This window comes from Pseudoalteromonas sp. A22 (assembly GCF_018141345.1).
Taxonomy (GTDB): domain Bacteria; phylum Pseudomonadota; class Gammaproteobacteria; order Enterobacterales; family Alteromonadaceae; genus Pseudoalteromonas; species Pseudoalteromonas maricaloris.
On sequence record NZ_CP047238.1, the window covers coordinates 923,090 to 934,977 of the forward strand.

The window sequence follows — 11,888 nt, forward strand, 5'->3', positions numbered from 1 at the left end:
ACCAGAGGTTATTTATTGCATGTAGGAGCGATTTTACATCGCGAAAGGTACAACACCGCAACTACAAAAAGTTGCGTTCAAATCGCTTAAGCACTGTGGGCTTTACCTTTGCAGCGGTGAGTATCAGCATAGTAAAAGCGACAATAAACCAGATGGGGCGATTACCATGCTCTGCATACCAGCTTACTCCACTAATGAGTTTTACATCACTTTTCAGTATATTGGCTTCGAATTGTGGAATGGCATGCTGAATTTTGCTAAGTGGATCGTAAACACCAGTGATACCATTATTCGTTACTCGAATTAATGGGCGCTGTAATTCTAAGGCACGCATGCGAGCGATCTGCATATGCTGATGCGGGCCGTGGGAATCTCCAAACCAAGCGTCGTTGCTCACAGTAAAAAGAATATCTGACTCAGAGGTAAAGTTACCTCTGACAAGCTCGCTAAACGCGATTTCGTAGCAAATAGCGGGTAACACATGCAAACCGTTCGCAAGTAGGTTTGGTTGTACCGCATCACCTCGAGTAAATGACGACATTGCTAAGTTAAAAAGAGGGGCTATAGGACGCAATAGGTCTTCGAACGGTACAAACTCACCAATAGGCAACAATTGGTGCTTCTGGTAGCGGTTTTTGTGCAAATAGTGATATTGCCCTTCGCTGTCTTCTTTTTCCTTTTTACCAAGGGTGATCAGCGTGTTGTACGCGGTTCTGGTATCAAACTGATAATCGGGAATACCCGTTATTAGTGCAGTTCCATTAAACGCGGCTGCTTTGTCCAGCCCTTCTAAAAATGGGTAGGCGATATCTTCAAATTCAGGAATAGCCGCTTCCGGCCACACTACTAAATCAACGCCTTGCCAGTTAGGTCTAGTCATATCTCGATATTTAGACATGGTAGGCCAAAATTGCTCAGGCTCCCAGCGCAGACTCTGCTTGATATTACCTTGTACAAGTAAGGTGGTGATTTCATCTCCCGAGTACTTTAGTGGGCCTTGAATGATTGGCACACTGTATAAACCGGCAATGCCAGCAAAGCAGACTATGGTGAGATAAATCGCACGTTGTTTAAGTAGATAGTAAAGGCTTGTTGTCGCTAGAATAACTAGCAATGTTAAGCCAAATTCACCGATCCAAGGGGCTAAACTACTCAGAGGCGAGTCAGTTAACGTATAACCAAAGCTAAGCCAAGGGAAGCCCGTGAGCATATGGCCTCGTAGCCACTCGGTAATGGCAAACCCCGCAACAAGTGCCAAAACCCGTTGCCACGGTGTGCGAGTAAAGTAGCTAGCAAAAGCAAATGCCAATGTTGGGTAGATGGCAAGATAAGCACATAGTAATGCCATCAACAGCACCGAGACAGGTAAGGGTAAACCACCAAATTCAGCGATAGAGACATGCACCCAGCTTATGCCAAGGGCAAACCAGCCAAAGCCAAATAAAAAGCCATATTTAGCCGCGAGCTTTGGACTGGGTTTATCGGTAAGCCAAGTCGCTATAATCAAGCTGACAAACGCGATAGGCCAAAAACCAAAAGGGGAATAAGCAAAAGTAAGCGCACAGCCAGAAATGAGTGCCAGCCATGCAAACTTATCTTTTGCGAGGTTACTCAGGTTAGATACTAGAGTCTTCAACATGTTCAGATTTAGGTACACTTACTTGAATTTGTAAGATCCTCCGGTTATCGGAGTTAGTTACCTTAAACTGAAGGGGATCTATGTCTATAGTTTCACCACGGCTAGGCATATGGCCAAATGCATGAAGAATAATACCGCCAATGGTATCTGCTTCTTGGGTGTCGTAGTTGGTTTTGAAAAATTCGTTGAATTCATCCAATGGCGTGAGTGCTTGCACGGTATAAACATGTTTAGACAGCTGACGAATATCTTGTTGTTCTTCGTCGTCATCATGTTCATCTTCGATTTCACCAACAATGGTTTCGAGAATATCTTCGATAGTAACCAGTCCAGATACACCGCCGTATTCATCAATCACGATAGCCATATGGTAACGTTTTTGACGGAATTCGTTGAGCAGGGTATCGACACGCTTACTTTCAGGCACGACCACAGCGGGACGAAGATATTCGCGGATACTTGGCAAATCGCTCTCTTCGCGCAAAATCAAAGGTAAGAGATCTTTGGCAAGTAAGATGCCTTCTACGTGGTCTTTGTCTTCACAAATCACAGGAAAACGCGAGTGTGAAGATTCTACCATCATAGGGAGTTGAGCACTGAGCGGCTCATCTACATCAAGTGTAATCATTTGCGAACGTGGGATCATGATGTCACGTACTTTCAGCTCTGAAACGCTGAGCACACCTTCCATCATATCTTTGGTTTCTGGGTCAATCAGCTGGCGCTCTTGCGCATCAGCGATGACTTCAGCCAGTTCTTCTTTATTTTGGGGTTCCCCTTGCAGCATCTGTGTGATGCGTCCCAGCCAGGTCTTGCTAGAAGAACCCTGACTACTTTGCGAGTTATCGTCGCTCATTAGTTGTGTCTGCTCCGTTAATTTAACAATCGTCTCTGTAAGGATCTGCGATATTCAAAGAAGCGAGAATTTGCTTCTCTATTGTTTCCATTTCTACCGCGTCTTGTTCATTTATATGGTCAAATCCAAGTAAATGCAAGCAACCATGGATAACCATATGGGCGAAGTGGTCATGAAAGGTCTTTTCTTGCTCTATGGATTCTTGGTATACCACTTGGGGACAAATAATTAAATCACCAATAAGTGGCAACTCAATCCCCGGTGGCGCATCAAATGGGAAAGACAACACGTTGGTTGGCTTGTCTTTGCCCCTGTACTGGCTATTGAGCTCTTGGCTTTCGTGCTCGTCAGCGATGCGAATCGTTAATTCTGCTTCTTCGCGAAATTGCGTTAATGCATGTTCTGCCCATAATTGAAATTGTACTTCGGATGGCAAGTTTTCAAACTCACAAGCCAATTGCAAATCTAGCATTAAGTCCATGGTTTATTCCTCAGAAGGTTGCTGTTTCGCTTGATGCTTTTCAGCTTTAGCGAGACGCTCTTGTTCTTCTTTCTTCTCGTATGCTTCGACGATACGAGCAACCACAGGGTGTCTAACTACATCGTGAGATTTAAAGAAGTTAAATGAAATCTCTTCTACATCATTGAGCACTTCTATCGCATGACGAAGTCCAGAGCGCGCACCACGAGGTAAATCGATTTGCGTGATATCACCGGTGATCACCGCTTTTGAATTAAAGCCAATCCGTGTTAGAAACATCTTCATTTGTTCAGTCGTGGTATTTTGGCTCTCGTCCAAGATAATAAACGCGTCATTGAGTGTTCGACCGCGCATATACGCCAAAGGTGCAACTTCAATGACATTTTTTTCGATTAAGCGCTCAACTTTTTCAAAACCAAGCATCTCGAATAGGGCGTCATAAAGAGGGCGAAGGTAAGGGTCGATTTTCTGTGTTAAATCACCCGGCAAGAAGCCCAGCTTTTCACCAGCTTCAACCGCTGGACGAGTGAGGAGGATGCGACGTATTTCTTGACGTTCTAGCGCATCAACCGCTGCTGCAACAGCAAGATAGGTTTTACCTGTACCCGCAGGACCAACACCGAAGGTAATATCGTGAGTTAAGATATTAGCGACATATTGGCTCTGATTTGGATTACGAGGCTTAACCACACCGCGACGAGTCTTAATATAGACTTCTTTGTCCCACACGGTTGGGGCGTCTTGTTCAAGTACGTTCGCTTCTGTGATGGCTAGATGAACCTGATCCGGTTCGATTTCTGTCATTTTTCCTTTCACAGGCTGAGTATCAACATATAGAGACTTTAGAATATCCACAGCTGCTTTTGCCGTTACCGCTTGTCCGGTCACTTTAAACCAATTGTCACGGTGCGCGATTTCAACTCCAAGGCGACGTTCTATTTGTTTTAGATTTTCGTCGAACGGACCACAAAGTGAAGAAAGGCGGTGGTTATCTGCGGGTTCTAAGTAAATTTCTATATTCTTTATCTGATTACTCAAAATGTCTTCCTATAAAAATGACGCTAGCCGAAGCTAGCGCACAATTTAAAAATGCTAGGGGGTAAAAGTACCAACACCTAATTCATTAATTTCAGGTTCTTGTGGTGCTTTATTTAAGATATCCGACGGTTTTACGTCACGACGTAAATCCATTTCTGCTTCAGTACGGATAAGTTCACCACGTAACGAGTTTGGTAATGCCTCAGTAATACGTACATCGACGAATTGGCCGATCACTGAGTGTGGACCTTCAAAGTTTACAACGCGGTTATTTTCGGTTCTACCACGCAGTTCCATTGGGTTTTTCTTCGATGGGCCCTCAACCAAAATACGCTGCTCGGTATCGTGCATCTTGCGGCTGATATCCTGCGCCATTTGGTTGATACGGTTCTGTAGCAGATACAGGCGTTCTTTCTTTTCTGATTCTGCAACATCATCAGGTAAGTCGGCTGCTGGTGTGCCAGGTCGCGCCGAGTAGATGAAACTAAAGCTCATATCAAAGCCGATATCATTAATCAGGTTCATCGTTGCTTCAAAGTCTGCGTTCGATTCGCCTGGAAAACCAATGATGAAATCTGAAGACATGCTTAGGTTCGGACGGATCTTCCGTAGCTTGCGGATTGTTGACTTGTACTCAAGCGCAGTATGACCGCGTTTCATCAGGTTTAGAATACGGTCTGAACCACTTTGTACCGGTAGGTGTAAATGGTCAACAAGCTCTGGCACATCCGCATAGGCTTCAATGATATCTGGTGTAAATTCAACTGGGTGAGATGTTGTATAACGAATACGGTCAATACCGTCAATTGCTGCAACGTAGCGAATTAAGTCAGAGAAGTAACAAATTTCACCATCGTGCATTTCACCACGGTAAGCATTTACGTTCTGACCGAGTAAGTTCACTTCACGTACACCTTGCTCCGCAAGCTGAGCAACTTCAAGGATCACATCATCTAAAGGACGGCTTACTTCTTCGCCACGTGTGTACGGTACTACACAGAACGTACAGTACTTAGAGCAACCTTCCATAATTGAAACAAATGCACTCGGGCCTTCAGCCTTTGGCTCTGGCAAACGGTCAAATTTTTCAATTTCAGGGAATGAAATATCAACGACAGCACCTTCTTTGCTTTGCACCTGTTTGATCATCTCTGGCAGGCGGTGCAATGTTTGTGGGCCAAACACGATATCAACAAATGGAGCGCGCTGACGAATGGTGTCACCTTCTTGTGACGCTACGCAGCCACCAACACCGATAACAAGATCAGGGTTTGTGTCCTTTAGTAGTTTCCAACGACCAAGTTGGTGGAATACTTTTTCCTGTGCCTTCTCACGAATCGAGCAAGTATTGAGTAGGATCACATCAGCTTGCTCAGCTTCTTCTGTAAGCTGATAGCCATTTGTTGAATCCAAAAGATCCGCCATTTTCTGGGAGTCATACTCGTTCATCTGACAACCCCAGGTTTTAATATGCAGTTTTTTACTCATTTAAATATTGCCTCGTTTACAACTCGGTGTTTAGCACTACGCGTTTCTCGTGCAGGCGATGCTGAATTGATATCATTATGCCTAAAGGACGCGTATTTTATATGACCTATCTTGTCTAGCCAAGTATAGATTTTAACTTTCAAAATGTGGATCAATACAGGGTGTTTTAAGCAAACATCTGTTTTTATATGCGTTACAATGCGCAAAGACTCAATTAAGTGGAATATGGCATGAAAAACAAGGCTCTGATAGTCGGTGGTGGCATGGTTGGTGCGGCGTGTGCCGTTAAGCTAGCGAAGCAAGGTGTTGATGTAACCGTTATTGAACATTCTCCCATCTCACCAGGTGCAATACTCTCAAGTGATAAGGTAGATATTCGCGTTTCTGCTATCAATCGCTTTTCCGAGCAGTTACTAGATGAGCTCGGTGCTATGCCTGTGTTAAGAAACACCAGAGCCGCGGTTTACAAGCAGCTAGAAGCCTATGAGGATAAGCCAGGACAATTGATATTTGATTGTGAAGCGCTAAACGCCTCGCACTTAGGCCACTTAATTGAGAATAACCTCATTCAAGCTGCATTGTGGCAACAGTTTGAGAAATTTGATATCAAAGTGGTTTCACCAGAGGGGACTCCAAAGCGCATTGTTCATAATGAGGATTCCGTGACGATTGAGTATCAAGCAGCATCCTTTACCGCCGATTTGTTAATTGCTGCTGATGGTGGCCGTTCTATCGTCAGACAAATGAGTGGCATAGGCGTGACGGGGTGGCAATATGAGCAACATTGTATGGGGCTGCTGATTAAACTCGACGCGCCGCAACAAGAAAAAACATGGCAGCAATTTAAGCCATCAGGTCCAATTGCCTTTTTACCTATGCAGTATCCGTATGCCAATCTGATTTGGTATGACAACGGCAATAAACTCAATTTACTTAAGCAACTAGATAAGCAGGCGCTAAAACAAGAAGTAAAAGCTGCATTTTTTGAGCTACCCGGTGATTTTGAGATTGAAGAAGTAGCGGTTTTTCCTTTAGCAAGGCAACATGCTAACCAATACGTGAGCGAACGAGTGGTATTAGTAGGAGATGCAGCTCATACCATTAATCCATTAGCAGGGCAGGGAGTAAATCTTGGCTTTAAAGACGTAGCGGCACTTGCCGAAGCGATTGAGTCAAAAGAAGATATTGGTGATAGCAGCGCACTACATCATTACGAGTCAAAGCGTAGACAAGACAACCTTTTGATGATGAGTATGATGGATGCGTGTTATTTTGGCTTTTCGAATCAAGTAACACCGTTAAAGCATTTGAGAAATCTGGCGCTGAATGTGGCGAATAAAGCTGGACCGTTAAAAAAAGAAGTGCTTAAGCACGCCATGGGCGGAGTTGGTTTTTAATCTTTGTTCTCTAAACTGAGCGTGTTACACCAATTTACTTAATTAAGTGATCTTTTTGAAGGAGCAAGTATTAAGATAAATTGGTATTACTGCACGCTTCATTATTTAGTGCCGAGATCATCTCATCAGTGTTAGCTTATCGACGACATACATCAAGGTATTAATATCAAATTTGCCATCTAGCCTTAATAACCAATCACTGTTGGGCTGCAAAATGTAAGCAGTTTGAACTCCTGAAGGTCTGATAGAAGAAAAAATATGTTTTGCTCCGTGAGTAGCGGTAAATACATTTGCTTCGTCTATAACGCCAAGCTCAGCACTGACTTTCTGCATGTCTTCACTCTGTATATCAAACGTACCATTGAAAGCTCGTGTCATAAACTCAAGAGGTGTTAAATCGTACTTGTTAGGTAGATCAGCAAGTGCAGTAGCACCAGTTATCCAGCTTAACGTTAGTTCAGAAGAGTTGCCGCTAAGCACAACTGAGTAGGTATCGTTAGTAAAAGTTTGAAATGAAACTTTATTTGCCTGTTCTGAGGGCTGACAGTAGCTAAAATGCTTAAGTGCTATTTCTATGTGTAATGGAGAGCAAATTGAGCTAGCCCTTGCTTCTACAAAGCTAGGTATACTGAAAATGATTAATGAGAATAAAAGAAATAAAGACTTTAGCACTTTCTTTCCTAACATGAAGAAAGTTTAAAAGTAACATTAGAAAAATGAGCTAGGAATGAATGAAGAGGAAAGAAATTGTTACTAAATGGTGCGGAAAGAGAGACTTGAACTCTCACATCCGAAGATACTGGAACCTAAATCCAGCGCGTCTACCAATTCCGCCACTTCCGCACAGTAGATATTTTATTTGTAGCTAACATCTCAAAAAGAGATGGCTGGAGTACCAGGATTTGAACCTGGGAATGGCGGGATCAAAACCCGCTGCCTTACCGCTTGGCGATACTCCAGCAATAGAGGTAAGTTCAAACCTTATTTAAGCCCAGATTTGAGTTAGGCTACCTTACCGCTTCCACTTCGTGTCGAGACGATACCCAGCAATAGAGGTAAGTTCAAGAGTTTGAGTTCTACTTGAAAGAACATGGTGCGGAAAGAGAGACTTGAACTCTCACATCCGAAGATACTGGAACCTAAATCCAGCGCGTCTACCAATTCCGCCACTTCCGCATTATATTGTCTGGAGTATTTGGAACCTAAATCCAGCGTCTATTTTCAAGACATCTGCTAATTCCTCAACTTCAGAAAGTTGGCTGGAGTACCAGGATTTGAACCTGGGAATGGCGGGATCAAAACCCGCTGCCTTACCGCTTGGCGATACTCCAACGAAATAAAATCTTTTTGAGTTCTGATTTAAAAGAACATGGTGCGGAAAGAGAGACTTGAACTCTCACATCCGAAGATACTGGAACCTAAATCCAGCGCGTCTACCAATTCCGCCACTTCCGCATTTGTAAATGGTGGCTATGCCCTGATTTGAACAGGGGACCCCATCATTATGAGTGATGTGCTCTAACCAGCTGAGCTACATAGCCATTGGCTGGAGTACCAGGATTTGAACCTGGGAATGGCGGGATCAAAACCCGCTGCCTTACCGCTTGGCGATACTCCAACGAAAATTTGATTGTTTTAGTTCAAATCAAGAACATGGTGCGGAAAGAGAGACTTGAACTCTCACATCCGAAGATACTGGAACCTAAATCCAGCGCGTCTACCAATTCCGCCACTTCCGCACAGTGTAGCTAACATCTCAAAAAGAGATGGCTGGAGTACCAGGATTTGAACCTGGGAATGGCGGGATCAAAACCCGCTGCCTTACCGCTTGGCGATACTCCAACGAAAATTTGATTGTTTTAGTTCCAATCGAGAACATGGTGCGGAAAGAGAGACTTGAACTCTCACATCCGAAGATACTGGAACCTAAATCCAGCGCGTCTACCAATTCCGCCACTTCCGCACATCTTTTTGCATTAGTTATTGGAACCTAAATCCAGCGTCTATATTAAGACAACTGCCAATTCCACTACTTCCGCACATCTTTTGGCATTAGTTATTGGAACCTAAATCCAGCGTCTATATTAAGACAACTGCCAATTCCGCCACTTCCGCACATCTTTTGCAACAACAAATCGATGAGTTTTGGTAGTAGTTAAAGCATGGTGGCTATGCCCTGATTTGAACAGGGGACCCCATCATTATGAGTGATGTGCTCTAACCAGCTGAGCTACATAGCCATCTCTTTAACTTCTCATCATTGCTGATGCGGGGCGTATTATGCGTATATGCCCCCAAGCCGTCAACACCTTTTTTGCAAAAAATCTGCTAACACAGTTTGTTTGCAGATAAATTAAGCGAAACGGCCTGTTTTTATATCAAATCATGCGGGGCAATTGCAAATTTTTAACAAAACCTGTGAACTTTTATTCCTTTGGAGTCTATAACTTACTCTGAAGAACAAGGTACTTATTTGATTGAAAAGCAGAGTTGATAAAACTAAAAAGGAGCCGAAGCTCCTTTTATTGAAATAGCGTGTAGTAACTATGGTTACACGTTAAATAAGAAGTTCATCACATCGCCATCTTTTACGATGTATTCTTTACCTTCTTGGCGCATTTTACCTGCGTCTTTCGCACCAGATTCACCACGGAACTCGATATAATCATCAAAGCCGATAGTTTGTGCACGAATAAAACCACGTTCAAAGTCTGTGTGGATTTTACCAGCAGCTTGAGGTGCTGTCGCGCCAACAGGGATAGTCCATGCACGCACTTCTTTTACGCCAGCTGTAAAGTAAGTTTGCAGTTTCAACAACTCATAACCACCACGGATCACGCGGTTTAGGCCTGGCTCTTCTAAGCCTAAGTCATCCATAAACTCTTTCTTATCTTCTTCTTCAAGTTCAGAAAGTTCAGCCTCAATTGCTGCACATACAGGGATCACAACCGCGTCTTCTGCTGCTGCAATTTCACGTACTTTGTCTAGGAATGGGTTGTTTTCAAAGCCATCTTCGTTAACATTGGCGATGTACATAGTTGGCTTGATCGTTAAAAAGTTTAGGTAGCTTATTGCTGCCGCTTCTTCTTTATTTAGCTCAAGTGAGCGAAGCGTTAAGCCTTCGTCCAAGTGCGCTTTTACTTTTTCAAGTACAACGAGTTCAAATTTCGCGTCTTTATCGCCGCCTTTCGCTTTCTTCGCGTTACGTAAAACCGCGCGATCAGCAGTATCCATGTCTGCAAGTACCAGCTCAGTGTTGATAACATCAATGTCTTCAGCAGGATCGATTTGACCAGCAACGTGAACGATATTTTCATTTTCAAAACAGCGAACTACGTGACCGATAGCATCCGTTTCACGGATGTTTGCCAAAAATTGGTTACCTAAACCTTCACCTTTCGATGCACCTTTTACCAAACCGGCAATATCCACAAACTCCATTGAAGTTGGGATAGTACGCTGAGGGTTTACAATTTCAGCTAGCTGGTCAAGACGAGCATCTGGTACTGGTACTACACCGGTATTCGGTTCGATAGTACAGAAAGGAAAGTTTGCGGCCTCAATGCCCGCTTTAGTCAACGCATTAAATAAAGTAGATTTACCTACGTTAGGTAAACCAACAATGCCACATTTAAAACCCATAGTGTTTATTCCTAAATTTCTACCGTATTATCTCAAGCACGCATCATGGCGAACGAGAAGCTTAGGTATTACTCAATCAATCGCAGCAGTGAACTGTTACGGTTTAAATGAATGTAGTCGATTTTGCGCTTTTAACACACCGTCTTTTGCGAGTATTTCCATACATCGGACTGCTTCATCCACAGCGGCATCAATTTTCTCTTGATCAGCTTGTGGTGCTTTGCCTAAAACCCACCCCGTGACTTTGTCTCTGTGTCCTGGGTGACCAATACCAACGCGCAATCGCATAAATTCTTTGTTATTTGCCATTTTAGCGATTATGTCTTTTAAGCCATTGTGACCGCCGTGACCACCACCTTTTTTGAGTTTGGCGATACCGGGTTCTAAATCCATTTCATCGTGAGCAACAAGAATACTCTCGACGGGGATTTTATAAAAATTGGCAAGACTCGCGACCGCTTTACCACTTAAGTTCATATAAGTCGTAGGGATCAGCAATTTAAACTCTTGATTATTGATGAGCACTTTGCCAGTGAGGCCGTGATGTTTAGCGTCTGGTTTTAGGAGGCAGTTGTATCTTCTGGCTAGTTCTTCGATAAACCAAGCGCCAGCGTTATGACGGGTGTTTGCGTATTCGGGGCCTGGATTAGCCAGGCCCACAAGCATTTGAATATTATTCAAGGTGTTAACACCTGAACAATTACTCAGCTGCGTCTTCAGCAGACTCTTCAGCAGGAGCTGCTTTAGGAGCGTTTACTGAAACAACCGCTTGGTCGTGATCTGCACCTTTAGCAAGTTCAACTGAAACAACGCCAGCTGGAAGCTTGATATCAGATAGGTGTAGAGTTGCGCCAACAGCTAGAGTCGCTACGTCAACTTCGATGAACTCAGGAAGTCTTGCCGGAAGACAAGTGATTTCAATTTCAGTTAGTTGGTGAACGATAGTGTTGCCACCTTTAGTTGCTTTCTCTTCGTTGATGAAGTGAACAGGAACTTTAGTGTGAAGCTTTTGAGAAGCATCAACGCGTTGGAAGTCTAAGTGAGTGATCTTAGGCTTGTACGGGTGACGTTGCATATCTTTAAGAATTGCTTCAACAGACTCACCGCCAATGTTTAGCGTTAGGATGTGAGTGTAGAAACCTTCGTCTTCTTGCGCTTTCAATACTTTGTTGTGATCAAAAGTTAGTGAAACTGCATCTTTACCAGCACCGTATAGGATTGCAGGAACTTTGTCAGCGCGACGTAGGCGGCGGCTCGCACCAGTACCTAGGTCAGAACGTACTTCAGCGTCTAATTTGTATACAGACATGGATGTCTCCAAAATAATTTAAGTTAATGTGTCAGAGA

Annotated in this window: 10 protein-coding genes and 11 tRNA genes; 1 reads left to right on the forward strand and 20 read right to left on the reverse strand. The window is 43.6% G+C overall.

What is annotated here, in order from left to right:
• Nucleotides 1–61: 61 nt before the first annotated feature.
• From lnt to miaB, 5 genes are read right to left on the reverse strand one after another with little or no spacing between them, the layout of a single operon-like run.
• Nucleotides 62–1,639 carry an apolipoprotein N-acyltransferase gene (gene lnt / locus GSF04_RS08995; RefSeq protein ID WP_211859325.1) on the reverse strand — a complete coding sequence of 526 codons (1,578 nt, stop codon included), beginning with the start codon at nucleotides 1,637–1,639 and terminating at the stop codon, nucleotides 62–64.
• Entirely contained in the window at nucleotides 1,617–2,495 is an 879-nt protein-coding gene (gene corC / locus GSF04_RS09000; RefSeq protein WP_010370418.1) for a CNNM family magnesium/cobalt transport protein CorC, read from the reverse strand. The genes lnt and corC overlap by 23 nt, the downstream gene beginning before the upstream one ends.
• Nucleotides 2,496–2,517: 22 nt before the next feature.
• A complete protein-coding gene (gene ybeY / locus GSF04_RS09005; RefSeq protein ID WP_211859326.1) occupies nucleotides 2,518–2,976 on the reverse strand; it encodes an rRNA maturation RNase YbeY in 459 nt (152 codons plus the stop codon).
• A 3-nt stretch (nucleotides 2,977–2,979) separates the two neighbouring features.
• On the reverse strand, nucleotides 2,980–4,014 hold the full coding sequence (locus GSF04_RS09010; RefSeq protein WP_010370423.1) for a PhoH family protein: 1,035 nt from the start codon (nucleotides 4,012–4,014) through the stop codon (nucleotides 2,980–2,982).
• 54 nt (nucleotides 4,015–4,068) lie between these two features.
• Complete coding sequence (miaB, locus tag GSF04_RS09015) at nucleotides 4,069–5,502, reverse strand: tRNA (N6-isopentenyl adenosine(37)-C2)-methylthiotransferase MiaB (RefSeq protein ID WP_010607359.1); 1,434 nt, start codon at nucleotides 5,500–5,502, stop codon at nucleotides 4,069–4,071.
• 230 nt (nucleotides 5,503–5,732) lie between these two features.
• On the opposite strand from miaB, the gene GSF04_RS09020 reads away from it, so the two are divergent.
• Nucleotides 5,733–6,899 (forward strand): FAD-dependent oxidoreductase, encoded by a 1,167-nt coding sequence (locus tag GSF04_RS09020; RefSeq protein ID WP_211859327.1) that lies wholly within the window; start codon nucleotides 5,733–5,735, stop codon nucleotides 6,897–6,899.
• A 117-nt stretch (nucleotides 6,900–7,016) separates the two neighbouring features.
• Here GSF04_RS09020 and GSF04_RS09025 read toward each other — a convergent pair whose 3' ends face one another.
• The 15 genes from GSF04_RS09025 to GSF04_RS09095 form a co-directional block, all read right to left on the reverse strand.
• Nucleotides 7,017–7,571: a hypothetical protein gene (locus tag GSF04_RS09025; protein WP_211859328.1), complete on the reverse strand. Its 555-nt coding sequence runs from the start codon at nucleotides 7,569–7,571 to the stop codon at nucleotides 7,017–7,019.
• A gap of 86 nt (nucleotides 7,572–7,657) precedes the next feature.
• A tRNA-Leu gene (locus tag GSF04_RS09030) sits at nucleotides 7,658–7,742 on the reverse strand.
• A 41-nt stretch (nucleotides 7,743–7,783) separates the two neighbouring features.
• A tRNA-Gln gene (locus tag GSF04_RS09035) sits at nucleotides 7,784–7,858 on the reverse strand.
• 132 nt (nucleotides 7,859–7,990) lie between these two features.
• Nucleotides 7,991–8,075: transfer RNA gene (locus GSF04_RS09040), tRNA-Leu, on the reverse strand.
• Between the two features lie 80 nt (nucleotides 8,076–8,155).
• Nucleotides 8,156–8,230, reverse strand: a tRNA-Gln gene (locus GSF04_RS09045).
• Between the two features lie 39 nt (nucleotides 8,231–8,269).
• Nucleotides 8,270–8,354 (reverse strand) — tRNA-Leu (locus GSF04_RS09050).
• A gap of 9 nt (nucleotides 8,355–8,363) precedes the next feature.
• Nucleotides 8,364–8,440: transfer RNA gene (locus tag GSF04_RS09055), tRNA-Met, on the reverse strand.
• Nucleotides 8,441–8,442: 2 nt separating this feature from the next.
• Nucleotides 8,443–8,517, reverse strand: a tRNA-Gln gene (locus GSF04_RS09060).
• 36 nt (nucleotides 8,518–8,553) lie between these two features.
• A tRNA-Leu gene (locus tag GSF04_RS09065) sits at nucleotides 8,554–8,638 on the reverse strand.
• A 28-nt stretch (nucleotides 8,639–8,666) separates the two neighbouring features.
• A tRNA-Gln gene (locus GSF04_RS09070) sits at nucleotides 8,667–8,741 on the reverse strand.
• A 36-nt stretch (nucleotides 8,742–8,777) separates the two neighbouring features.
• Nucleotides 8,778–8,862 (reverse strand) — tRNA-Leu (locus tag GSF04_RS09075).
• Between the two features lie 200 nt (nucleotides 8,863–9,062).
• Nucleotides 9,063–9,139: transfer RNA gene (locus GSF04_RS09080), tRNA-Met, on the reverse strand.
• 310 nt (nucleotides 9,140–9,449) lie between these two features.
• Nucleotides 9,450–10,541: a redox-regulated ATPase YchF gene (gene ychF / locus GSF04_RS09085; protein WP_010370435.1), complete on the reverse strand. Its 1,092-nt coding sequence runs from the start codon at nucleotides 10,539–10,541 to the stop codon at nucleotides 9,450–9,452.
• A 96-nt stretch (nucleotides 10,542–10,637) separates the two neighbouring features.
• Nucleotides 10,638–11,222, reverse strand: coding sequence for an aminoacyl-tRNA hydrolase (gene pth, locus GSF04_RS09090; protein WP_010607356.1), 585 nt, complete (start codon nucleotides 11,220–11,222; stop codon nucleotides 10,638–10,640).
• Between the two features lie 19 nt (nucleotides 11,223–11,241).
• Nucleotides 11,242–11,850 (reverse strand): 50S ribosomal protein L25/general stress protein Ctc, encoded by a 609-nt coding sequence (locus tag GSF04_RS09095; protein ID WP_010370441.1) that lies wholly within the window; start codon nucleotides 11,848–11,850, stop codon nucleotides 11,242–11,244.
• Nucleotides 11,851–11,888 lie beyond the last annotated feature (38 nt).

Bases quoted from the DNA above. Each gene is read 5' to 3' on its own strand.
- lnt (WP_211859325.1), bottom strand. From the start codon at position 1,639: ATGTTGAAGACTCTAGTATCTAACCTGAGTAACCTCGCAAAAGATAAG.
- corC (WP_010370418.1), bottom strand. From the start codon at position 2,495: ATGAGCGACGATAACTCGCAAAGTAGTCAGGGTTCTTCTAGCAAGACC.
- ybeY (WP_211859326.1), bottom strand. From the start codon at position 2,976: ATGGACTTAATGCTAGATTTGCAATTGGCTTGTGAGTTTGAAAACTTG.
- miaB (WP_010607359.1), bottom strand. From the start codon at position 5,502: ATGAGTAAAAAACTGCATATTAAAACCTGGGGTTGTCAGATGAACGAG.
- GSF04_RS09020 (WP_211859327.1), top strand. From the start codon at position 5,733: ATGAAAAACAAGGCTCTGATAGTCGGTGGTGGCATGGTTGGTGCGGCG.
- ychF (WP_010370435.1), bottom strand. From the start codon at position 10,541: ATGGGTTTTAAATGTGGCATTGTTGGTTTACCTAACGTAGGTAAATCT.
- GSF04_RS09095 (WP_010370441.1), bottom strand. From the start codon at position 11,850: ATGTCTGTATACAAATTAGACGCTGAAGTACGTTCTGACCTAGGTACT.